Genomic DNA, 23,577 nt, shown 5'->3' with positions numbered 1-23,577 from the left:
GTTATCTGTTGCCGTTACTTTCGAACTGCAGGTCCGGTCGAGCTGCCGGGGATCAGCTTCGCCTCCAGCATTACCTTATTCGGCACAGAATGCCCGTTCATAATTGTCAGCACATTCTCTACCGCAAGCCGACCCATCTCTTCTTCATTCTGGCGCATATGGGTGAAGGCATAACCTCCTCCAAGTTGTGTCGGCGGACTGTCGAAGCAAATAATGGAGATATCCTCGGGGATGCGCAGTCCCAGGCGTTCCACCGCTGTCTTGGCGAGCAAGGCAATATTGTACTCAATGGCAAACAGCGCAGTAATGTCTGGGTGACTCTTCAGATGGGATTCCAGGCGCGCGAGATCATGTTCAATATTATCCGGGTTAAAAAACTTCGGCAATGTCGAGGTTAAGTCACTGACCCACAGCTCCTTATCTACCATGATTCCCCGCTGGGCGTGTGCTTGTATGAAGCCTTCAATCCGGTCCTCGACAGCAGTGGTATCGACCGGCGGAGGCGAAAGAAATGATATATGGGTATGTCCCAAATCAAACAAATACTCTGTGGCTTCAAGCGCTGCCTGAAGATTATCCGTGCTGATCGATGCGGCGGCTACCCCCTTTAAATGTCTGTCCACTAGCACCAGGGGGAAACGGCCAATGACCAGCTTGAGGATTTCCGCGTTGAAATATTCGCCCTGCGCCGGGAAGATAATCAGTCCATCCACACCCAGGTTGAGCAGCTTCTGGATGGATTGCTCTTCATTCTCGGGAATACCGAAGGTTCTCCGCAAGACCAGAAAGCAGTCATTATCGCGTGAAGCCTGCTCCATGCCATAGATCAGCCCCGTACCGTAGCTGTTGCCAAAATCGGTGATGATCAGCCCGATGGTCTTCTCTTCTACATTGATTGCAGGGATTCCGGTACTTGTTCCGGGAGGCAGCTCCTGAAGTTCAGCGACCGGATCGGCCACAAACGAACCCCTGCCCGGCTTACGGACGATCAAATGCTCGGCGGCCAGCAGCTCAAGTGCTTTTTTACTGGTAATACGGCTTACATTATAGCTATCAGCCAGTTCTTTCTCGGAAGGAACACGCTCTCCAAGCTTATAGGCTTGAGTCAATATGCTCTCCTTCACTTCGTCAAAGATCTTCTCATACATCGGCTTAGAAGACGTCGGTTCGTTCATGACCTTCACTATCTCCTGACTCTTATTATTCGTGATTTACATAATAATATATCATGATATATTATGAATGTCGATGCATACCTAGTCTTTCTGTATTCATTATAGATCTGGCTGCAAAAAAACCTAACTGACGGACGCAGAATAGCTATGTCCGTCAGTTAGGTAGATTTTTTGAACTGCCGCTGATGTAGTTCAAGTTAATCAGGTGATCTCAAGAAACAATGCACAATCAAAAGGCTGAAGCAGGATGGGATTGGATTCATGCCATTCCTTGGAGGATTCAGACTTCGATTTCGGGTTGCAGCCCTTGTTCATTCCACTTACTTCCGAAACCAGACTCCATCCCTTTGGAACATCCAATTCGCACACCGTCCGGTTATGATTCAGGACAAAGAAATAAGTACCGTCCTTTCCCCGTCTCCGGGTAATCTCGACACCTTCCGGTGCGGCTGCGATTCCACTGACCCCAGCGTCGCCAATCATCTCCAAGACCAGCTTTTCCATCGTCTCCGGCCCCAATTCCGTGCCGGCATAATAGGCTCGTCCCCTGCCGTATGTATGGCGGGTAACCGCCGGTGTCCCGGCATAGAAATCCCTGGTGTATACGGCGAGTACCTCTGCGCCTTCCACTGTGATCACATCGCACCACAGCTCCGCTTCCTCTTCAGACCTCCCGCCTCCATCTTCCGTTTGGGCTGCTCTGGAAATCCCCTCATCATTCAGCCAGCTCACACTCTGCCCGAATTGGCGCAGACAGTCGTAATCGTAGATGCTTAGACCCAGCAGCTGCGAATATTTTCCCGGCAGCGTCAGTGGAATAGCGGCATTATTCCGGTCCTTGACTGCGGTCCGCATATCGAGCAGGACATGCCCGCCCGCTTCTGTATATTCATATAGTCTTCGGCATAGCTCTGAATCGGTGACGAACAGAAGCGGAAAAATCAGCACTTTGTACTTTGAGAAATCGTCATTTTCGGAAATTAGATCTACAGGGATATTGTGATCAAATAATGCTTTATAATAACGGTGCAGATGTGCGACGTAGTTCAGGTCGGGATGATGCGGCTGGATTTGCAGCGCCCATTCCTGGTCGTAGCTGAACACAATCCCAACCTCGGCTTCGGGAAGTCCCCCGCGGAAAGCCTCCATATGAGGAGCCAGTTCAGCTATGCTGTCGCGGATTTCCTCGTATCGGCGACCCGGAATACGGCTGTGGGGCAGAATGCCGTGCCAGTACTGCTCGCTGCCGAACAGGCAGGTATCCCACCGGAAATAGACGATGGTATCCGCACCATGGGCAACGGATTGAAAGGTCCAGAGCCGCATCTGCCCCGGCCGGGGCGTTGAGCCGAGAATTTCCGTCCCTGTCGGTCCGGCGAGCTGCTCCATCACCCAGAACGGCTTCCCTTTGGTTCCCCTCATAAGATCGAGCGCCATGCCGAGGTGGGAGGGCGAGCTGCGCTTGATCCGTTCCTCCAGAAACAGCATCGGGTATTGATCGTGGGAGATGAAATCCAGATCCTTCGCCAGCTCGAAATAATCAGTCTTGTCAAAGAAGCCCATAAAGTTATGCGTAATAAGATGGCCGGGACATACCTCCCGCAGTATATCCGCCTGCCACTTTTGGAACTCGACGACCAGACTGGAGCAGAATCGTTTCCAATCTAGCAGAAGCGATGGATTATGGCTGTTAGGTGTAGCAAGTGGAACGGGAATCTGCGAGAAAGAGGTATAGGTCTGGCTCCAGAACACCGTTCCCCACGCCTCGTTCAGGCCTTCGATCGTCCCATGCCGTTCCTCCAGCCATCGGTGGAACCTTGCCCGGCAGTAATCACAATAGCACAAATTACGGTGACTGTTACCCAGCTCATTGTCAATTTGCCAGCCGACAACATAGGGGTTGTCCCGGTAGCGAAGGGCCATGGTCCGCACAAATTCTTTAATATGCTTCCGGTAGTGTGGATGCGACTGGCAGTCATGATGCCGGCCGCCAAAGCCTACCCTCTGACCCTCCGCATTCAGGGGATACAGATCTGGATGAAGCTCCATCATCCACACCGGCGGAGCCGCCGTCGGCGTGCCCAGCATGGTTGTAATCCCCTGCTCTCCCAGCAGTTCAATGGCTTCGTCCAGCCAGCCGAATTCATAGATGCCCGGACTCGGCTCCATCTTCGCCCATGAGAACTCCGCCATCCGCACAACCTCGATACCCATCTCCTTCATCATTACTGCATCCCGCTGCCACAAGTCGGGCGGACAGTGCTCGGGATAATAATCAACACCAAATTTCATGGCTTGCGTAACTCCTTCCCATTCACGAGGTTATGTCCAGCTCTTTAAGCAATTCGTGTTTGTTTATCCTTTAATCGCACCGTCAATCATGCCGGAAATAAGCTGTCTCTGAAAAATCAGAACGATAATAAGCAGCGGCAGCACGCTTACAACCGAACCGGCCATGATGAGATGATAAGGTGTATTGTTGCTGTCCTCCAGCGCCTTGAGCGCCACGGACAACGTCATATGCTCCTGGGAGCGCAAAATAACGGACGGCCACAGAAAGTTGTTCCACTGCTTGACGAACAGGATAATCCCCAGGGCGGCGAATGCCGATTTCAGGTTGGGTAGAATGATCCGGCGGAACATGCCAATCTCGCTGCAACCGTCGATTCGTGCCGCTTCCATCATTTCATCGGGAATGGAACTGCAGTACTGCCGCATGAAGAAGATTCCAAAAGCATTGGCCAAATCGGGTAAAATCACTCCCCAGATGTTGTCGATGAGATGCAGGTTCTTATAAATGATGAACAGTGGAACCATCGTTGCTTCATGAGGAATCATTAGCGAAGCGAGCACGAAGACGAACAGAATGTCCTTGCCGCGAAACCGATATTTGGCAAAGGCGAACCCGGCCAGGCTGCAGAACAGCAGCGCAGTAATCGTCATCGTCGTGGACAGCAGCAGACTGTTCCAGGTGATAATGCCAAATTTACGGTTCACGAACAATTCAGTGAAGTTCTCCCAATGCAGCGTTGTCGGCAGCCAGATCGGAGGATTGACGAAGATTTGGCTGATATCTTTCAGCGATGAGCTGAATAACCAGAGCAGCGGAAACAACGTGATGAGGGAGACCACGGCCATCAGGACAAATGCTGCACCAGCGGTCAGGCCCTTCTCACCTGAACGGCTGGCCCTTTTCGCCGCAGACTTCTTTTTCGTTTGAGTCAAAAGCGTCATTCGGTTCTCCCCCCTTATTTCTCATCGAATAGACGCATCTGGATCAGCGATATGCTCATCATCAAGATGAAGAAGCAGACAGCGATTGACGAGGCGTAGCCGAAGTTGAAATTCTGAAAGCTTTCGTTATACAGCATCAGCACCGGCGTCAGCGTCGAATTTAGCGGACCGCCTTTGGTGAGAATGTACGGCTCGGTAAAGAGTGAGAAGGTGCCGATTGTGGACAGCACGGTGCAGAATAGCAGCATTTTTTTGACCAAAGGAATGGTAATGAAGAAGAAGCTTTTTACTTTCGTCGCTCCGTCGACATAAGCTGCTTCGTACAGATCCTTCGGAATACTTTGCAGACCGGTCAGCAGCAGCAGCATATTGTAGCCGAGCCAACGATACAGTACCATTAACGCCACAGAAAAGCGCGCCCACCACGGGGAATCAAGCCAAGGAAGCGGAGACTTGATCCAACTGAGGTTAAGCAGGAACGTGTTGATCAGCCCGTCTTGGGTATTGAATAGCAGCACGAATACGAAGGATACGGCGACCACCGACACAAAATTCGGCACAAACAGAGCCATCCGGAAAAACCCTTTGCCCACCATCCATTTGGCGTTAAGCATACTGGCAAAGATTAAGCCAAGAAAGAGCATTAGCGGCACATACATCAGGAAGATGACTAAGGAGTTCCACAGCGATAGCCAAAAGTAATGATCCTTCAGCAGCGCCGTATAGTTGTCCAGCCCGATGAATAGCTTGTCACTTGCACCGTTCCATTCCGTGAGACTGAGATAAAACGAATAAATAATTGGATACAGTGAAAAGATGCCAAATAAAATAAAGTATGGGGAAATGTACAGATACGGAGCGTAACGCATCTGTCTGTTCCATCTTGTCTTGCCCATAGATATTCTCACCTCCTTGTTCCTTGCTGCTGTCTACTCTCTTTTGGTCTTTTGCCGGAGTTCATCGGCCATTGTCTTTAACGCATCTCCAGAGGAGGCGTCATTCAGGAACACCTTTGCCCACACGTCCGTCATCAGCTTGTTGGCCATCGGGAAATCGGAGGTGTAAGCAAGCGGATAGGTGCTTTCCAGTGATTGGGCATACACTTTTAAGATAGGCTGGCCCTTGAAGTAATCAAATTGCTTGTCCATTGCTGAGTCGGAATATACCGTCTTCAACGAGGGGAATAGCCCCGCTTCCAGCATCATTTTGGTCTGAGACTCCTTATCGCCGAGCATGAATTCGATGAATTTCCAGGCTTCTTCCGGGTGCTTCGAGCTTTTATTTATCGCCATGTTGGACCCGCCTTGGTTAGCCCCGCCATATTTATCGTCTGCTGACCATTTCGGCATTGTCGTAACTGACCATTTGCCCGAATCCTGCGGCGAGTACTGCTTTTCGATGATCGCATCATGCCAGGAACCGCCGACTACGCTGGCGATTTTACCCTCACCGATGGCATTGCCCCAAGGGTCGGAGTTGGCGCGGGCGTCATAGACAAGTTCTTCCTGCTGCATCTTGATCAAGTAATCTGTGATCTCCTTCACTTCCGGGCTATCGACCGTGACCTTGCCGTTCTCGTCAAAATACCAGTATCCGCGCTGCCACATCATAGATTCGAACACGCGGTTGCTGGAATTGGTCTTCGAATCGCCGTACATGAACGCTCCTGTCTTCTCCTTCACCAGCTTGGCGGCTTGATAATAATCGTCCCAAGTCTTAATCTTGGCGGCGACCTCATCCGGATCGGTCGGCAGACCAGCCTTAGCAAATAAGTCATTCCTGTAAAACATCACCACCGGTCCGCTGTCCCATGGCATGGCATAAATTTTGTCGTCCATGGTGGCGTCCTTCCATTTGTAGGGCACGATATTATCTTTATATGGAGCCACACGTTCGGTAATGTCGAGCAGCGAATTGATCTCAACCATCTGCGATAGATTCGTCGATTCGAGCGCCAGCACATCCGGCACCGCGTCGTCAGTATTGGAGGACACCAAATACTTCTGATAAAGATCGGTGGATTTCATGGTTTGGAACTCAACTTCGATATTGGGATAAGCTTCCTTGAACCGGTCCATATTTAGATCAATCCCGGCTTTGGCCTGCTCCCAAATCCAGACGACAAGCTTCACCTTCTCCTCTCCCCCCTGATCCGTTCCAGCCGATCCGGAATTACTCTGTGTGTTGGAACCAGAGCAGGCGCTTAACAGCATGGAAGCTGTAAAAAGCATGGAAAGCAGCATTTTCCCTCTTTTGTTATGCATTGTTTGACCTCCTTGAGTGGGTTGATACCATCATAAGAGAAATGTAAGGGTTTTCAAATCCGACTGCCGTTCGAAAAAGGTTCACTTTTATTGGAATGTAATAAAAAAGCCCGTTTTCTACACGGGCGAAAGGTCAATTCATTGGATTTTGGTGTCTTTTTGTTTGTTGGCGGTATTGTCCCGGAGCGAATCCGACACTTTTCTTAAACCATTTGGCGAAGTATTTGACGTCTCCAATCCCGATCTTCTCCGCTACTTCCTCCATACGGTAGTCTGTCATTGCCAGCAGATTCTGTGCCCGTTCCAGCTTTTTCTGGGAAAGAAAATCAATCAGGCTGCTGCCTGTTGCTTCTTTGAATACGGTGCTGAAGTAACTGCGGCTTATACCGATCCGGTCGGCGATTTCGCCGACTCGGGGATCGAGATGCAGATGGTGGTTGATATAGTCAATGGCGCTGAGAATATCCTCCTTATGCTGGCGGCTAACCAGACGGGTCTCGCGCTCGATTGCCCGCAGGCGCATCAGACGAAGCACGCCCTCAATCCATCGTACCCCGCCCTCAACCGGCCCCTCCAGTCTCCATCCCAATCCGGGATTACGTGAACTCTTCAGATGCAGCAGTTCATGCTCCGCCGTATCCCGTTCCGCCCAGTGGCAGGCCAGCAGCGCAGTACCGTCTGGACACGGTAAGAACGCACGTCCTGGTGCCCCGGATGCAAATGCCTCCCTAATCTTTAGAAAGGTTTTTTGCTCAGACATCGAAAAACTGGAATTGTTAGCGCTTCCATTATCATACAAATGAAAGATGCAGCCGCCTCGGGTCATCCAGCTCCAATCTCCATTCAGCTTGGCTACCAGCCTCTCTTCTGCAGTGATATCCTGTACCCGAAGCCACTCCATCACAATTTGCATCTCGTCCTCAGATGCTGCCATGGAGGACTGATTCTGCAGATGAAGCTCGCATTCACGCCGGATTTTATCGAGGCATCGCTCCATTTCCTCGTCGCCCATACTGGTTTTTACAATATAGTCGGAGATACCGAGCTGGATCCCCTGCTGTGCGTAAGCAAAGTCGCGGTGACAGCTCAGAAACAGGATTTTGACATGGGGATATCTGTGTCTAATTTTATGAGCCAGCTCGATTCCGTCCATCTCGGGCATCACGATATCAGTAATGACAATGTCGGGTTCATGATTGACCACCTTCTCCCAACCCAAGATGCCGTTAGGTGCATCGCCGACGACTGCCATGCCATGTCTGCCCCAGTCCACTGTCATCCTCAGCCCTTTTCTCACAAGCTGTTCATCATCAACGATAAGCACCTTCAGGGGTAAATCTCTCCGTAAGTCTTTGGCCATCGTATGATCACCTTACTTCCGTGGTTTCGTTCGGACTCTATCGTAAAATCGCAGTTTTCGCCGAAATGCATGTTAAAGCGCTCTCTGACATTCCGCATGCCAAGTCCTCCTTTTTTGCCCGGAATGACTTGGCCGTTCCTCACATAGAGCAAATGCTCCGGCTTGATACCGATCCCGTTGTCAGTTAACTCCGCCTTAATTTCGCCTGCTCCGGAGACGAGTGACAGCCTAATTTCACCTGCTCCGTCTGTAAAGCCGTGAAAAAAGATGTTCTCCAATAGCGGCTGGAACACCATCCGCGGCACCAGGCAGGACATCAGCTCCGGCTTGGCCTCCAGCTTGAAACTAAAGGCATCATCGTACCGGAGCCGCTGGATTTCGATAAAATGAAGCACTAAAGCCAGTTCCTCCTCAAGCGGTACCAGTGTTTTAGTCACTGCAAAAGTGCTCTCCAGGACGGCAACCAGATGCTCAATCATTTTCTGAATATCGCGGCGCCCGGCCAACCTCGCCTTCCACTGAATGCTGTTCAGAGTGTTAAATAGCAGGTGGGGGTTGATCTGGTAGTGAAGCGCCCGCAGTTCTGCTTCGCTCTTCAGCTTTTCGCTCCGGCTGATCTCACGCACCAGATCCTGGATTTGTCCGGTCATCCGGTTGAAGGATTGGCTTAAATAGCCCAGCTCATCGCTGGTGAGCACCGGGGTCTGGATGAACAGTTCCCCTTGTCCGAATCTTCGCATCGAATGGGTCAGCTTTTGAATGGGCCGCGTAAGCCGAAGCGAGAAGAAATGGGCCATCGCGATGGCGAAGAGCAGCGTGCAGCCCGCAACGATCAGCGTATAGTTCAGGATCACGCCCGAGGAGCGATAGAACTCAGCATGCGGCATCCTGGCCTCAACAGTCCAGCCCTCCCGCTCCATAACGCCGGACCAGACAATATCGTCCTCCGAACTACTGTTTTTCTCCGAGCTTTGCAGCAGCACGCTTCCGTCCGCTGCCCGTATTTGCAGGTGAGCGTTCATATTATGCTGAAACGCCCGAAGCAGATTCACCACGGAATCCGCCTTCGTATCGATTAGAATCCGGCTGCCTGGCGGGAGTCCGAAGTGATCCTTGACCGGCACAACCAGGCTGATGACCATATTGTCATTTACAAAGCTGTAATAGTAATCCGGCCGGTGGATGATAACTTGTCTTCCGCCATTCCCGGAAACTTGGTGCCAGAAGGAGGAGTCCGTAAGCCTTGCCTGATCAAGTCCGCCGCTTCCGATAAATTTCCCCGAAGGCATCACAACTGAAACACTTACAATATTGACCGTTTCAAAAGATATAAGATAGCGCTGGAGCGCCTGTTCCTCCTTATACCGGCTATAGTTCAGCGTTCCGCCATCTTCGATGACCATGGGTGTAGAGATTAAATAATTCAGTAGATTGCCCGTAATATTGTCCATCTGCGCGATGCTGGTATCCAAATGGAGCTTAAGCTCCTCAATGGCGTTCATTCCGTAGCTCCCGAACTGTGAATTCACGATCTGCGACGATTTATGATTAGAGAAATAACCCATTACGGCCAACGGAAGCAGCGCAATGACTGTGAAGAACATCAGCAGCTTGGCGTACATGCTTCTGCCTATTGATAATGCCTGCGGTTTGCCTTTGTTCCGGGGGTGTGAAGCTTTCGTTTTCATTCCGTTCCCTCCACAGCATCGACTGGCCTTACCAAAGCGTAAAAAGGGCAACCGGATCTACGTGATCCGGTCCCCCTTGCCTATTTCTGCAAATCCGGTTAATCCCGGTTTATTCGTCTTCTTTGAACACCGGTGCAATATTCAGCTCAAACTGGAACTCCTTCTCATCCAGCCTGTAGGGAGCCAGCAGCGCGGGACCGCAGGAATTGGAGCCTACGCCGCTCATCTGATAATCCAGATGAACAATTGTCTCCGGCCTGCGGGCCAGATCGTATTGATGCGAGGTTTGGGTCAGATCCTCCGGTGTATAATGCGATGCATTGAAGGAGAATGGACGGTCACTCCGGAATCTCAGTCCCATGCCGAGCTCATTCGAGACAATAATCCATTCCGTTTCATTGTGGGAACCGTTCTCCTGCGGCATGATATAATCCACAAACTGCTCATCGACGGTAGTCAGGTATTTTCCTATTTTAGTGCTATGTCCCTTGTCGATGTAGCTTTCATGGGGACCCCTGCCGAAATATTCGATCTCCTCATTCCCTTCCGGCATCACAGCGCACAGCCCGAACCGGGGCAAGAATGGAATACCGTCTCTGGTCGTTACGTTAGTACGGAGATAAAGCTCTCCTGTTGCGTCCACCTTCCAGCGGAACGTTCCCCGTAAGAACGGCGGACGTAAATAGCCTCCCATCGAGAAGAACGCTTCCAGTTCTACGGCTTCACCGTCCTGCCGGATCGTGTCCACGCGGTAAATATGGGTTACAGCCCGTTCATACCCCTCCTGCATCCATTCGTGCTTCACGAACCGGTCATTATCCGCCGGGGCGCGCCATACCGCAAAAGAAAGCGGCGCAAGCAGCATCTCCACTCCGTTCTTGACCAGGCTGTCAAACATGCCGGCGCCAAGATTAAAGCCATATTCAAAATCGAAGCCCGTGATGACAAGCCGGTCGTCCCGGCGCTCCACCTGGAGAGGTGACCGGGCCTCGGGTTGGAACAGCTCACGCTGCGGAGCCGGCAGTTCAAACTGGCCGAAGGAAATTTCATGGCCGGGTGATGCCCACCAGGTTTCTTTCGCCGTCCTGCACGACAGAGTAACAAAGTACCTTCCCGGCTCCTCCGGAATCCCGAAACCAGCTTCGATTGTCTGCGAGCCGTGAGGGCCGGCCGACAAACCGCTGATTTCACCTTGACTTACCGTTTCACCGTCCTTTTCCAATTTCCACAGAACTCTCACATGAGATAGATCTCTGAAATCATAGCGGTTGTGAATTTCTATGAGCCCCGATCCGATTTCTTTGGCTTCAAATATAACGGGTGCAATCACCTGCTTGAGTTCCAGCAGTCCGGAATGCGGCTTCCGGTCGGGGGCAACCAGACCGTCAATGCAGAAGTTGCCGTCATTAGGCTGATCGCCGAAATCTCCCCCATAAGCATAATAAGGCCGTCCGTGTTTCATAATCTTGATGCCATGATCCACCCATTCCCAGACACATCCACCCATCAGCTTCGGATACCGGTTGATCACATCCCAGTAATCCTGCAAATCACCGGGCCCGTTGCCCATGGCATGGCTGTATTCACACAGAAACATCGGTTTGGTCGTATCCGGATCGGACGCGTACGCTGCAATCGCCCCGCTGGAGGCATACATCCGGCTCTCCATGTCGAGCACCTCCGTATCCGGGCTGCCGCCGTGGCGGGGATCCGAACCCTCGTAGTGAATAGGACGTGAAGCGTCCCTTGCTTTGGTCCAGCGGGCCATTGCCATATGGTTCTCTCCATAACCGGATTCGTTGCCCATGGACCAAATGATGATACATGGGTGGTTCTTATCCCGCTCCACCATCCGTGTTGCCCGCTCGACAAAAGTTTTCTCCCACTCGGGGTTGCGCGTGAACCAGTTGAAGTCCCCTGCAGGAAGCGCGCCATGACATTCCAGATCGGCTTCTCCGATCACATAGAAGCCGTATTCGTCACAGAGCTCCAGAAAACGGGAGTCGTTCGGGTAATGCGAGGTTCGAATGGTATTGATATTATGCTGTTTCATCAGCCGCAAATCTTTGATCATATGATTGACCGGAATCGTCTGTCCAAGCTCCGGGTGGGAGTCATGACGATTGACACCCTTAAGCTTTACCGCTTGACCGTTGATCGTGAACACGCCATCCTGAATGGATATTTCGCGTAAGCCTACGGGAAAATGCAGTACTTCATCACCTGCGAACAAGTATAAATGGTATAAATGCGGGTTCTCTGCATTCCACAGCACGGGATTTTGCACATGCAGCTTCAGCGTACCTTGGCCTTCGATCACGGCCTGCGTCCGCTCTATCTCAGCACCGTCTGCATCCTGCAGAACAGCTTCAACCTCAAGCCTGCCTGTTGTCTCCACCTCGCAGTTTAGCTCCGCACTATCGAAGCTTGCGGACAGAGACGTGCGGTTGAATACATCGGAGATATGAGCGGACTCCCTGGCAAGCAGGTAGACGTCCCGGAAAATACCAGAGAATCTCCAAAGATCCTGATCCTCCACATAACTTCCGTCGCACCATTTCAGCACCATGACAGCCATCCGGTTCACACCAGGACGGACATAAGTCGATACATCAAATTCGGCCGGCATCCGGCTTCCTTGGCTGTAGCCAACAAATTGTCCGTTCACCCACAGGTAGAAGCAGGAATTGACTCCTTCAAATACCGCAACCTTCTCCTTGCCGTTCCAATTATCCGGCAGTGTGAACTCCCTGATATAAAGTCCGGCAGGATTATCATTGGGCACGAAGGGCGGGTCAAACGGAAAGGGATAGTTGATGTTCGTGTAATGCAGTTGATCATAACCGTTAACTTGCCAGCAGGACGGAACCACCAGATCATCCCATCGGCTAATGTCATGGTCAGGGGCCACACAATCTTCCTTGACCTCTCTGACACTGGTGTGATATTTAAACTTCCAGCGGCCGTTCAGCGTCTGATAATACGGGGAACGCCCCCGCTTTCTGCGGAGCGCGTCTGCAGCTGACGCGTAAGGGATATAATAAGCTCTGGCTGCTTTCCTGTTAATCTGCAGCGTCTCGGTATCTTCCCAGTAATTCGGAATAAATGACATGACCATCCTCCTGAATATTGTTATAGGTCTTACCACTCAGCAATGCTGCCGTCCCGATGCCGCCATACCGGATTTCTCCAACGGTGGCCCGTCTCCGCCATCTTCCGCACATACTCCTCGTTCACCGTAATGCCAAGACCCGGTCCGGAAGGAATATTGACATGACCGTCACTGTAGGCAAAGACGGTAGGATCGGTGATATAATCCAGCAGGTCATTTCCTTCATTATAATGGATGCCGAGGCTTTGTTCCTGAATGACCGCATTATAAGACGTCGCATCCACCTGAAGACAGGCGGCAAGAGCGATCGGCCCAAGCGGACAGTGCGGAGCGACCGCAACATCGAACGCCTCGGCCATGGCGAATATTTTCTTGCATTCCGTGATGCCGCCCGCATGGGACAGGTCGGGCTGAATAATATCGACCACCCCATCCTTCAGCAAATTTTTAAAATCCCAGCGTGAGAACATGCGCTCACCCGTCGCGATCGGAGTGCTGGTATGATGTGCGATTTCCCGCAGTACTTCGTTGTTTTCCGGCAGCACCGGCTCTTCAATGAACATCAGACGGTACGGATCCAGCTCTCTGGCCAGTCCCCTTGCCATCGGTTTGTGAAGCCGCCCGTGAAAATCGACAGCGATCCCGAATTCCGGTCCACAGGCCTCCCGAATGGCGGCGACCCGCTCAACGATTGCATACACCTTGTCATGTGTATCAATAAACTGCATCTCTTCCGAGGCGTTCATCTTAATCGCCGTGAAACCGGCGGCTTTTTTCTCCAGAGCAGATTTGACGACATCGATGGGGCGGTCTCCGCCTATCCAGGAGTAAACCCGCATTGAATTGCGGCAAGCGCCGCCGAGCAGCTGGTACACGGGCGCATTGTAGATTTTCCCTTTAATATCCCACAACGCCTGATCGATCCCGGCTATCGCGCTCATTAAAATAGCCCCGCCACGATAAAAACCTCCCCGGTACATCAACTGCCATAGGTCTTCAATCCGCTGAGGATCCTGTCCGATCAAAAGATCCATCATCTCTTCCACTGCGGTCTGAACAGTGTGAGCCTTACCTTCGACCACCGGCTCTCCCCAGCCGGATATGCCCTCATCGGTTTCAATCTTCAGAAACAGCCAGCGGGGAGGAACGATAAAGGTTTCAAATCCGGTTATTTTCATCGATTATTTAGCTCCTTTTGTGTTGTTCAATCTGGCCTTGCTGACTTCGTTCGCAAATAGGCGGGCCGTCTCTGTTATCTTCCCATAGTCGCCCTGCTCCACCGCTTTCCGGTCTACGAGAGCGCTTCCTAAACCGACAGCAACAGATCCGGCGGCAATGAAGGAGCCGACATTCGCAAGTGTCACCCCTCCTGTCGGCATCATCCGGATATGACCAAGGGGCCCCTGCAGTTCCTTTATGTAGGAGGCGCCCAGCGAACCGCCGGGGAACACCTTAAGCAGGTCTGCACCAGCTTCGTGCCCTCTGACAGCTTCGGTCGGCGTCATTACGCCTGGGATGGAGATTCGCCCGTACTTTAAGGTCAGCTCCACAATCGCCTCATTCAAATTTGGCGAAAAAATAAAATCGGCTCCTGCCGCGAGAGCCTGCTCGGCCTGCGTCAACTTCAGCACCGTACCTGCTCCCACCAGCAGGCGATCTCCATATTTCGCCTTTATGTCCGCGATCAACCTGTTCACTTCCGGCGTATCGGCTGTAATCTCCAGCGCCCCGACACCGCCATCTGCCAGTGCCGCGGCAATTTTATCCACCCTTTCAGGCTCAGGTCTGCGAATAACGGCTACCAGACCGGAAGTTATCAACCGCTCAATCTGAATTTTTTTGTCCATTTCTTTCCTCCTCCTTTGGAATGCCTCTCATTTACCGGATAATATCCTCCATGTCGGATCCCCCTGCCAGGAGAAGATCTACATCCTGCCGTGTCGGAAGACCTTCCACATCGCCGCTTACCCCGACAACAATGGAACCTACCGCGTTGCCGCGTCGCACCGCTGAGGGCAGGTCCTCCCCTTGCAGCAATCCGCTTATAAATCCGGCAGCAAAACCGTCTCCGGCCCCCATCGGATCAATGAGCCGTTTCACCGGAAACCCTGGCTCATTTCCCGCGATTCGTCCGTTACTGTAATAAGCCCCGTTGGCGCCGAGCTTGATTACGACAGCACCGGCGCCGGATTTCAGCAGACGATCTGCGATGTCTGCAGGCGTACAGCATCCTGTCAGAAACTGTCCCTCCTCAATACCGGGCAGCACGTAGTCGGCAAGTGCCGCCATTTCGTTAAGCACAACGCAGGCTTCTTCTCTGTTCCAAAGCTTCCAGCGGATATTGGGATCAAACACAATGGCCGCACCGTGTTTTTTTGCCGCTTCAAGGGCCCGAAAGGTTAATTTCCTGCACTCCGGGCTAAGCGCCGGAGTAATGCCGGTAACATGCAGGATGCGGGCTTTGCCAACATAAACCTCATTAAGCTCATCCTCGTGCATCAGGCTGGCAGCCGATTGTTTGCGGTAGTAGTACACCTGTATTTTGTCCGGGGATATTTGTTCTTTGAAAAACACTCCCGTCGGCGCTTCGTCTGTAATCCTGACTTCGGAAGTATCAACGCCATGTCCTCTTACGACCTGCCTAATATAGCGTCCAAATGGATCATTTCCGAGCTTGCTGAACCAGCCCACAGTATGCCCCATACGGGCAAGCCCAACTGCCACATTGGTCTCGGCTCCGGCAACATGCTTGTGAAAGCCGTTCACATACTCCAGGGGAACCATCCGGTCCGGTGCCAGAAGTACCATGGTTTCCCCAAAGGTTACTACCTCCATTGCCTCTCCTCCTTCTGCTTCATCACTGATAGAGTTTCTGCATAAAGATCATATCTTTATTCTTGGGTAAAATTAAATCACTTACTTTTTTGCCTTATTACACAAAATAACCTGTACGATTCATTGTTTTTAACGTGAAATGTAATTGTCTTTACGACATAGATACGATCTTTATGTTACAATCATATTATCTTGTTGTTTACTAGTCAATACTAAATCAATACTAAATCAATACTTAGGCATATCTGCTTATCCTCAAGAAGCTCCTATGCTAAAATGAATTCATTCCAAGTGATAAGGACGGCTAAACATGAAACAGATCAAACAGACCGCGTTTCAGGCTACAATAGAGCTTATGAAACAGAAAATCCTCGATGGGGAATGGGCTCCGGGGGATCGGCTCCCTACTCTGCAGCAGCTAGCTGCTGAATTTTCCGTTAGCGTTACTACAGTACGCGAAGCGCTGCGGATATTAGAGAGTCAGGGGAATGTCAGCATTGAGCACGGACGAGGGATGTATGTACGAAACGATCCGCTGCTCTTGGATGATCCGGCGGTAGCCCTAGAGGAATTGGAAAACATTTCGATAGTGGATCTGCTGGAAGCTAGACTGCTCATTGAGCCTGAGCTTGCCGCTCTGGCCGCGAAGCGGGCCGATGACGATCAGATCCGCAGGCTGCGGGTACTGGCAGAGCGAATGGTGCGGCAAATGGAGGAAGGTAGCCCCTTCTTCGAGACAGACCTTGCCTTTCATCAGTTAATCGCCGAAGGGGCAGCAAATCCGGTAGTGGCGCGGATGCTGAATTCGATTCTTCCATTGCTGGCCGAAGGGCGCAAGCAGACTAATACGCTGCCCAATATGCGGACGAAAGCTTCCAATTATCATATTCTGATCGCCATTGCCATCGAGGAACGACAAAGCGAAACAGCCCGGCAGCTAATGGAGAGCCATATCCAGAGTATGCTGACAACCCTGAAGAAGTAGATTCACCCTGTGACGCTGCAAATAAGCTGCCGAGATTAATCTCGACAGCTTGTTTAACACGCCTATAAGCTCTCTGTAGCAATAGATACCTCATCCGAAGAACTGGCATCCGCACCGGTTAGAACCGTCAGGAGGGCAATCTTATCTGCGGGGCATGGTGACGCCGGTTTTAGAGTTGTATTTTTCCGTAGCTTCCTTGATGACGTCCTCGCCGCCCTTGGAAAGCCACTCTTCCACAACCTTCGGCCAGTCACTGATGGGTTCCTTGCCATACACCATCTTCACCATATGCGTCAGCAGCACCGGAGGAGCCGTGTCCGAGTTGGGCGCGATGTCCGGATTCTTCACCAGTGCGTCCAGACGCGGGTCGAATTGAATCCCGTCCCGGCCTTCATTAGCCAGAATCGTATCATATACTTTGATCAGGTTTTTGCCTTCTTCCGTCATGTTCAGGACACCCTTGTTATAAGTGGTGTCTTGCACCAGCCACAGGAAAGACTGACGGTAGCGCTCTTCATCTATGGCAGCGGAATCCGTGGGGGCCGTATATACGATTTTGCCGTTCTCTTCCTTGTAGGATTCGCCCTTGATCCCGAAGGTAAAGAAGGTTTCCGCCTCTTCGCTCAGCATCCAGTCAAAGAATTTCACAATATCCGCAGCATTTTTCGTGCCTTCCTTGATAAAGTAGGTGCGCGTAGCGGAGCCGTACAAATAAGAGCCGCCTTTTCCGTCTGGGCCAACTGGCGACGGGATAATCTCCAGCTTGGCGGATGGCGTTGTAGCCTTCAATTGCTGCTCCCACTGCAGCAGCTCGTTGGCATTCATCGTCCACATGCCCGCGTTGCCTGAGAGAATCGCATTCTTGTAGTTGGTCGGGTTGATGGTGGCGAATTCCTTGTTGATCAACCCCTCTTTATACATGGTGTTGTATGTTTGTAACGCCTTCATCATATTTTCGTTATCCATAAACTTCGGCTGAACCTGGCCGTTTACTTCCTCGAACATCGTCAGGTACGGAAAAACATCATAAGCGCCAAAGAAAGCATCGGCATATTTGAAATCCTGGCGGCCCATGTAAGGGTTATCAACACCCAGTTTTTTAAAAGCCCGCAGCACATTCAAGTACTCATCGACTGTTTTTGGAACCTGCAAGCCGGTTTGATCCAGCAGGTCCTTGCGAATCCAAGTCGCGCGACGGGACGGATTGGACAGGAACTCAGGTATCGCGTAGATTTTTCCTTGATAGGTGACGTTTTCCCAGGCTTCCTTCGGGATTACTTTCAACAGGTTCTGACCGTGTTGCTCAAGCAGATCATCCAAGGGCATGAACACGCCGGCTTCAACGGAACCGGCCATTTCCTTGCCGTTTACACCGCCCGAGCCTTGAACCACATCCGGAATATCGTTAGTGGCAAACATCTGAACCATTTTCTGCTCGAATTCTTTATGAGGCACCAGCACAATGTCCAGATCGGTGTTTGTCATCTCCTCCAGTTTTTTCACCCATTTATCCTTATTCAGATTAGGTGATTTCTCAACATAGTTAAAAGCCAGTGTCCGCATCGAGATGGAGAATTTAGTTTTCTGCGGCGCATTTGACGCGCCTCTGGCAGTCTCTTCTTTGTCCTTGTCCGCGCAACCTGCAACGGCTGTAGCAGCCAATAAAGCAGTCAGACAGACGCCAATCCATTTTTTCATGATAACCCTCTCCTTGTACAATGGGGTGCCATACGCAAATGAAAATGTTTTTTAGACTAATATGCTTTAGGAATCTCAACCCGGCGGGTAACCCCCTGATGGGTAAAGTAAACATGAACCCCATGGTCCTGATCGTCCATGAAGTATGATACGTAATCCCGGCTTCCAGATTTTTGGGGAATCAGAAGCGTAACGATCCGATGGCTTATAACCTCTTGGGTGGATGCGGTCAAATGCCAGTGCTCGGGCAGCCCTTCCCATTCCTTCGGATCTACATCGGTAAATTGATTGTTTTGACTAAGCGCCATATCTCCGGAGGAGCTGTAGACAAACCTGCCCTCCATTTGAGCTTTTTGGCCATTTACTTTGAAGGTTTGGTCCTTTAACTTCATGGGATAGAGCGTATGGAACAACCAATCCAATTTTCCGGGACGCTCCAGATCGACACTATCTGTAATGACAAAATAAGCGTTGTCAAAAAAGTAGATCTCCCGCACATACCGTTTGATATAGGGTACATTCTCCCGGTAGGCTTCCGTTGCATCCATTTGCGTGTAGCTGATCCCAGGTGCAGTGGACGCTTTCAGCACCTTGCCGTAGGCTGCCATGTTCTTCGACTTGTCCGTGCCGGCATATTGGCCCTTTCCGTCAATAAGAATTACGTTTTTGGAGCGGGTCTGCTTGCGCCACTGCATATGCATGGTACTGTTGAATGCGACGTAATGGCCGCTTTCGATAGCCAGAGGCTCGCCGAAGGCATGCAGCAGGAAGGCGTTCTGATCCCCGTGGCTATGGCTCACGGAACCATAACGGCTGCTCTTGGCCAGCATCATGATATGTTCCTGCGGAGCTTCCATCCGGTGATGCATGGCGACCCAGCCAACATCCTGAAACCACTTGAGAGGCTCTGCGGCCACCGGTGGTTCTGAAGGAACCTGCGGATAATCCGTGCGGTAAACCATCTCATCGAACCGGAAATCCCACCAGCCGTAGTTATAGAAGATCATCTGGCTATAGGGATTCAATTCCTTTGTCCGTTCATAGTACCATTGGTATTGTCCATTTCCCGTTAAACCGGCAAACTGGCGGATATTGAAGCCCGTCTTGAGACTGACCGGATCTCCCAGCGACGATTGATCTCCGAAGCTGGCCCTCAAAGTATCCGGGCTGAAGCAATAGAGCGGAAAGTCGCCGGTTTTGCGGAAGAAGGGACGCTCATAGAAGTTGATGCCCATGTATTTGCGGACCAGATTAAGCGCCTCCGTAACGAAAGCCATCTGAGTGGTCCAATACATCGGGCCTTCGGCCCAGCCGCCATCCTTGCCACCCCATGGAGTATACATGGCGGAGAAGTACTCCAGCGTATAATCAAGCCATTCCTGAACTTCCTCCTCCTCGCCCAACATGGAAATACAGCAGGGAACGAGCACGGAGGATAAAGAACGGATGGCATGACTGTCATAAGGCACTTGATGAATTCGGGAGCGTTCGATGACGTGGAAGGCGATCTGACCGGTTCTCCGCAGCAGTGCCTGCCGTACCATTAGCCGTTCCTCTTTTGTCAGAGAGCTGTGCAGCCAATCATAGCCCCATGCCAACGCTCCGGCTATGCGAAAGGAGCATTCATCATTGTAGTCCCGGCTGGTGGTACCCTCCGTGTTCCAGCTTGCAGCATGAAGCAGCCACTCTCTGGCTTTAGCGATAAGACCTTCGTCCTCCAGCACAACCCCTGCTATGGCTAAATGCCGAACAGCATAGAAAACTTCTTGACAGTCCATATACATCTGCCGCCATAGCTTGGCGACACGCTTGTTATCCGGATACGGTGCAGGCTCGGGAATAAGCGGACGTTCTGTCCAGGGCAGTACGGAATGCTTGAGGAAATCAGCCCAGCCTGTTAACTCAGGGTCTTGGCGGATGCTTTCCCGGTAGGACTCAAGTTGTTCCGCCTGGAGCCAAAGCCGCGGATGATTGCCGGAAGCAGCGGTATACCGTTCTGTTCTGGATGGCAGAGGCGTTAGCGGCAGCTCATCTGCAACCACGAAAGCTCTTACTTTGCTCCACTCGGAACGGATATCGTTCTCTCCGATAAGAGTGTACCGCCAATAATACATGCCTGGTTCCAGCGGTTTGTCCGGAGTAAACAGATTATAGGGAATTTGACTGTAGGTCAGCGTGTATTCAGGCTCAAACTCTTTGTTTGAGGAGATCTGCAGCTCATACTTCCCTTCTTCCAGACTTGCGGGCATCCATGTAAAACGCGGCGGGTTCTCTCCAACAGCCGAATGTTCATCAGGCCCATAAGGCAGGTCGAGTACGCCGCTGGCAGGTTGAAATAAAGGTTCTGACATCTCTACTCCTCCGTATTCAGGGACTCTTCCTGAATCAGTCCCATTTTGGGATTCAGGCAGTAGATAACTCTTTGCCCGTTTGTTTCTATCTGGATTCGGGCCTCTTCACCCGCCTGACTCACAAGCTTTAGTGAAGCAGATTCATGACCGGCCCGATAAACTGTAATAAATTCAACCGACGGGCCTTTGTGCCGAAGCATGATGCCCCGGATCAGACTGCTCGGGTCTTCAGCAACACCCGGTGTGCGGATTTCATGCAGAATGGAGCCGGGTGCCAGCAGAGTGCACGCGGAGACTTCATATTCCGCATCGTGGCCCACTCCATCATAACGGCTGCTCCACCCGGCGCTTAATGCACAGTCCGTCTCATTCTGCAGTACGGACAGTACCTCTACCGAACCGTAGCCCGCTTCCTGTCCGAGGACTGCCGGGGAGTCCTTCCGGATACGGCGGGACTCCACCGGTAACAGCAAATCTCCTGTTGGATGTAACCATAAGTCCACCTCCTGATGCTGCTTCCGGTCCGTTGCCTGCTCAACATGAAACCAGTCCAGCAGCCAACCGTCAGTCAACAAAAGATGCCGGTCGAGAACCGCTCCTTCATAGGCGCCATCCGAGCGGATCCATAAGTACGTATCGTCGCTTTCCTGCCGGAATTTTCTGCAGCTACCTGTATGGGCTGCTTGAGAGCAGCCTCCGATGGTGACCGTGTTATGACTCGCGGTTTCGGCATACCATTCCTTGCGCAAAATAGAACCGTAAGGAACCATGCCCAGCTCGGGAGCAACCTCTCCCAACCGGTGCATAATCGTGATATGAAGCTTGTCATAATGCCCATGAGATCCGCCATGCTCACCGAAGTCTGCCAGTACGGACAGCGGGTTGCCCGGATGACGGAGCACGGCGAAGCCCGAATCCGGCAGCAGGATAGAAGCCCTTGCCCGGGAGGCGGAATGAAGCACCTTACGCTCTCCTTCTCCATACAGCACCGCCTCCAGACCGCTCCGCTCTTCCTGTCCGTATAAATACCGGTAAGCATTCGCCAGTATAGGCTGAAAGGTGGGGTCTTTGTAAGCCGTACACCCTATTTCAAGTACTTCAATGATTTCCCGCGCGAAAGGAACACGTGCATAAGGACCATCATGCACAGCTGGAAGCTCCCCGTTGTCGCCGCTAAGCTCGACCAGCAGCTGAAACATACCGCGGATGGATTGTCCCTGCGCTCCTTTGGCATCATATAGGTCAACTCCGAAGCGTCCGGCCATCTCGGCTGCTATGAGGTAAGCCCGCAGTACAAAAATATGGTAGTACGTGCTGCCTTCAAATTCAAAGCCGTCCGGCTTGACGCCGATAGTCAGATGATGATAGAAGCCGCCTTCCCCCTCCAGCAGGGAACCGAGTTTTTCCCGGGTACCTTTGGCGGCATATACACAGGCCAGGCTGGCGTTCAGCCATGCGGTATAATTGTTCTCTGCATTCTTCTTCTCGTGAATGAGAATGTGACGGTATTGCTCCATGCTCTCCTCCAGCATCGTGAAGAACACCTGCAGTTTCAACTCTTCCTCTTCCGTGAACGTTACTCCATGGTCCACAAGAAGCAGATAGGCCCGAATAAGTGTGGTGGACCAGATCGCTTCCGTCAGCGCCTGATGAAAGGCACGGCCGCTAAGCATCCAGGGTTGGGCATCGGGATGAACCGGATACAGCGGGAACTGCTCCGCATATCCGACAAGAATCCTCTGGGCCAAGCCGCTATAGAAGTCTTCCCCGTCTGCGGCGAATACCGCGGCAGCCTGCAGTGCGTAACGCGCTATCGCCTGATGCCGGTATACCAGCCAGGCTCCCCGGTAAGGCTCGCCTTCCAGCTTGCAGCCTTGGGGACAAGTAAAGACAAACGCGTCCTGCTCCGCAGCATCAAAGATCAGCTCGGTATGATGCCGGGGGCACACATATTGGTGCCACCAGCCGCCGGGTTCTGCCGGAAGCCGAATCTCTTCTTCCCGGAAAAGGTCCAGCTCCCTCTTCAATTTATCCACCACAGGGCCAACCCAGGAAAAAGTGTCTGCTTTCTCCTTAAGGTTCATCATCGCATGAACAAGCCTCCGTTAATTTCAATGATTTCGCCAGTCAGATAATCCGACAGCTCTGAAGCGAGGAAGAGTGTCACGTTGCTCACATCCTGCGGTGCGCCTTCCCGGCCCAATGGAATCTTTGCAATTGTCGCCTGTCTTGCCGCATCTGCAGTAAAGGTGGCATGGAATGCGGTCTGACCGATAAATCCGGGAGAGATAGCGTTTACATTAATCCCGTGAGGACTGAGCTCTTTGGCAAGCCCCTTGGTATAAGACCATACCGCCGCTTTGCCTGCTGCATAGATGGAAGCGCCCGGTCCTCCGCCGTCATGAGCCGCGAGAGAGGATACATTGATGATTTTACCGCTTTTCTTAGCGATCATTCCCGCTGCAACTGCTTTGCAGGCAAACACGCATGATTTAAAATTGACGTCCATCACCTTGTTGTAATGTTCTTCGTCCATTTCGGTATTGGGAACCCGCTTGACCATACCTCCGGCATTGTTGACGAGGATATCGATGGTTCCGCCGAATTGCGCCTCTATTTCCTTCACCATGTTGTCCAGCTGGGCTGGATTTGTGACATCCGCCTGAAATGCATAAGCTTCTCCTCCAGCCTGGCGGACGGCTTCGACCGTTTCCTCCGGAGAACCGTACAGATAGTTTACGGCGGCTTTGGCGCCGGAAGCTGCAAGCGTCTCTAGAATTTGCCGGCCTATCCCTGCATTGGACCCTGTAACCAGCGCGATTTTACCAGTCAAATCAATTTTCATTACATATTCCTCCAAGTAGTAGTTTTTTTC

General features: G+C 51.8%; 16 protein-coding genes. 1 reads left to right on the top strand and 15 read right to left on the bottom strand.

What is annotated here, in order from left to right; all coding sequences use genetic code 11:
- Window positions 1–14: 14 nt before the first annotated feature.
- The 11 genes from NSS79_RS17210 to NSS79_RS17160 form a co-directional block, all read right to left on the bottom strand.
- Entirely contained in the window at window positions 15–1,175 is a 1,161-nt protein-coding gene (locus tag NSS79_RS17210) for a GntR family transcriptional regulator (RefSeq protein ID WP_038592008.1), read from the bottom strand.
- Window positions 1,176–1,376: 201 nt separating this feature from the next.
- On the bottom strand, window positions 1,377–3,467 hold the full coding sequence (locus tag NSS79_RS17205; RefSeq protein WP_342435422.1) for a beta-galactosidase: 2,091 nt from the start codon (window positions 3,465–3,467) through the stop codon (window positions 1,377–1,379).
- 63 nt (window positions 3,468–3,530) lie between these two features.
- Entirely contained in the window at window positions 3,531–4,409 is an 879-nt protein-coding gene (locus tag NSS79_RS17200) for a carbohydrate ABC transporter permease (RefSeq protein ID WP_342435421.1), read from the bottom strand.
- Window positions 4,410–4,423: 14 nt separating this feature from the next.
- Window positions 4,424–5,305 carry a sugar ABC transporter permease gene (locus NSS79_RS17195; protein ID WP_038592004.1) on the bottom strand — a complete coding sequence of 294 codons (882 nt, stop codon included), beginning with the start codon at window positions 5,303–5,305 and terminating at the stop codon, window positions 4,424–4,426.
- A gap of 33 nt (window positions 5,306–5,338) precedes the next feature.
- Complete coding sequence (locus NSS79_RS17190) at window positions 5,339–6,673, bottom strand: sugar ABC transporter substrate-binding protein (protein WP_342435420.1); 1,335 nt, start codon at window positions 6,671–6,673, stop codon at window positions 5,339–5,341.
- Between the two features lie 133 nt (window positions 6,674–6,806).
- A complete protein-coding gene (locus tag NSS79_RS17185) occupies window positions 6,807–8,033 on the bottom strand; it encodes a response regulator (RefSeq protein WP_342435419.1) in 1,227 nt (408 codons plus the stop codon).
- The gene (locus NSS79_RS17180) at window positions 8,000–9,721 is read right to left on the bottom strand and encodes a sensor histidine kinase (RefSeq protein WP_342435418.1); all 1,722 of its coding nucleotides are present in this window, start codon (window positions 9,719–9,721) and stop codon (window positions 8,000–8,002) included. The genes NSS79_RS17185 and NSS79_RS17180 overlap by 34 nt, the downstream gene beginning before the upstream one ends.
- Before the next feature lie 109 nt (window positions 9,722–9,830).
- Complete coding sequence (locus tag NSS79_RS17175) at window positions 9,831–12,833, bottom strand: glycoside hydrolase family 2 TIM barrel-domain containing protein (protein ID WP_342435417.1); 3,003 nt, start codon at window positions 12,831–12,833, stop codon at window positions 9,831–9,833.
- Between the two features lie 29 nt (window positions 12,834–12,862).
- Entirely contained in the window at window positions 12,863–14,011 is a 1,149-nt protein-coding gene (gene dgoD, locus NSS79_RS17170) for a galactonate dehydratase (RefSeq protein ID WP_342435416.1), read from the bottom strand.
- Between the two features lie 3 nt (window positions 14,012–14,014).
- On the bottom strand, window positions 14,015–14,680 hold the full coding sequence (locus NSS79_RS17165) for a bifunctional 4-hydroxy-2-oxoglutarate aldolase/2-dehydro-3-deoxy-phosphogluconate aldolase (protein WP_342435415.1): 666 nt from the start codon (window positions 14,678–14,680) through the stop codon (window positions 14,015–14,017).
- Window positions 14,681–14,711: 31 nt separating this feature from the next.
- On the bottom strand, window positions 14,712–15,668 hold the full coding sequence (locus tag NSS79_RS17160; RefSeq protein ID WP_342435414.1) for a sugar kinase: 957 nt from the start codon (window positions 15,666–15,668) through the stop codon (window positions 14,712–14,714).
- 310 nt (window positions 15,669–15,978) lie between these two features.
- Between NSS79_RS17160 and NSS79_RS17155 the strand changes: the two genes are divergently transcribed.
- A complete protein-coding gene (locus tag NSS79_RS17155) occupies window positions 15,979–16,653 on the top strand; it encodes a FadR/GntR family transcriptional regulator (RefSeq protein WP_342435413.1) in 675 nt (224 codons plus the stop codon).
- 141 nt (window positions 16,654–16,794) lie between these two features.
- On the opposite strand, the gene NSS79_RS17150 is transcribed toward NSS79_RS17155, so the two are convergent.
- The 4 genes from NSS79_RS17150 to NSS79_RS17135 are packed head-to-tail and all read right to left on the bottom strand — an operon-like array spanning window position 16,795 to window position 23,547.
- Window positions 16,795–18,351 carry an extracellular solute-binding protein gene (locus NSS79_RS17150; protein WP_342435412.1) on the bottom strand — a complete coding sequence of 519 codons (1,557 nt, stop codon included), beginning with the start codon at window positions 18,349–18,351 and terminating at the stop codon, window positions 16,795–16,797.
- A gap of 56 nt (window positions 18,352–18,407) precedes the next feature.
- Window positions 18,408–20,702, bottom strand: coding sequence for a DUF4962 domain-containing protein (locus tag NSS79_RS17145; protein ID WP_342435411.1), 2,295 nt, complete (start codon window positions 20,700–20,702; stop codon window positions 18,408–18,410).
- A gap of 2 nt (window positions 20,703–20,704) precedes the next feature.
- Complete coding sequence (locus NSS79_RS17140; RefSeq protein WP_342435410.1) at window positions 20,705–22,789, bottom strand: heparinase II/III family protein; 2,085 nt, start codon at window positions 22,787–22,789, stop codon at window positions 20,705–20,707.
- Window positions 22,786–23,547 carry a glucose 1-dehydrogenase gene (locus NSS79_RS17135; RefSeq protein ID WP_342435409.1) on the bottom strand — a complete coding sequence of 254 codons (762 nt, stop codon included), beginning with the start codon at window positions 23,545–23,547 and terminating at the stop codon, window positions 22,786–22,788. The genes NSS79_RS17140 and NSS79_RS17135 overlap by 4 nt, the downstream gene beginning before the upstream one ends.
- Window positions 23,548–23,577 lie beyond the last annotated feature (30 nt).

Origin of the sequence: Paenibacillus sp. FSL L8-0436 (assembly GCF_038593025.1) — a bacterium.
In the GTDB taxonomy this organism is placed as follows: Bacteria; Bacillota; Bacilli; order Paenibacillales; family Paenibacillaceae; genus Paenibacillus_AQ.
This window is presented reverse-complemented; position numbering and strand designations above follow the sequence as displayed.

Bases quoted from the DNA above. Each gene is read 5' to 3' on its own strand.
- NSS79_RS17210 (WP_038592008.1), bottom strand. From the start codon at position 1,175: ATGAACGAACCGACGTCTTCTAAGCCGATGTATGAGAAGATCTTTGAC.
- NSS79_RS17205 (WP_342435422.1), bottom strand. From the start codon at position 3,467: ATGAAATTTGGTGTTGATTATTATCCCGAGCACTGTCCGCCCGACTTG.
- NSS79_RS17200 (WP_342435421.1), bottom strand. From the start codon at position 4,409: ATGACGCTTTTGACTCAAACGAAAAAGAAGTCTGCGGCGAAAAGGGCC.
- NSS79_RS17195 (WP_038592004.1), bottom strand. From the start codon at position 5,305: ATGGGCAAGACAAGATGGAACAGACAGATGCGTTACGCTCCGTATCTG.
- NSS79_RS17190 (WP_342435420.1), bottom strand. From the start codon at position 6,673: ATGCATAACAAAAGAGGGAAAATGCTGCTTTCCATGCTTTTTACAGCT.
- NSS79_RS17185 (WP_342435419.1), bottom strand. From the start codon at position 8,033: ATGGCCAAAGACTTACGGAGAGATTTACCCCTGAAGGTGCTTATCGTT.
- NSS79_RS17180 (WP_342435418.1), bottom strand. From the start codon at position 9,721: ATGAAAACGAAAGCTTCACACCCCCGGAACAAAGGCAAACCGCAGGCA.
- NSS79_RS17175 (WP_342435417.1), bottom strand. From the start codon at position 12,833: ATGTCATTTATTCCGAATTACTGGGAAGATACCGAGACGCTGCAGATT.
- dgoD (WP_342435416.1), bottom strand. From the start codon at position 14,011: ATGAAAATAACCGGATTTGAAACCTTTATCGTTCCTCCCCGCTGGCTG.
- NSS79_RS17165 (WP_342435415.1), bottom strand. From the start codon at position 14,680: ATGGACAAAAAAATTCAGATTGAGCGGTTGATAACTTCCGGTCTGGTA.
- NSS79_RS17160 (WP_342435414.1), bottom strand. From the start codon at position 15,668: ATGGAGGTAGTAACCTTTGGGGAAACCATGGTACTTCTGGCACCGGAC.
- NSS79_RS17155 (WP_342435413.1), top strand. From the start codon at position 15,979: ATGAAACAGATCAAACAGACCGCGTTTCAGGCTACAATAGAGCTTATG.
- NSS79_RS17150 (WP_342435412.1), bottom strand. From the start codon at position 18,351: ATGAAAAAATGGATTGGCGTCTGTCTGACTGCTTTATTGGCTGCTACA.
- NSS79_RS17145 (WP_342435411.1), bottom strand. From the start codon at position 20,702: ATGTCAGAACCTTTATTTCAACCTGCCAGCGGCGTACTCGACCTGCCT.
- NSS79_RS17140 (WP_342435410.1), bottom strand. From the start codon at position 22,789: ATGATGAACCTTAAGGAGAAAGCAGACACTTTTTCCTGGGTTGGCCCT.
- NSS79_RS17135 (WP_342435409.1), bottom strand. From the start codon at position 23,547: ATGAAAATTGATTTGACTGGTAAAATCGCGCTGGTTACAGGGTCCAAT.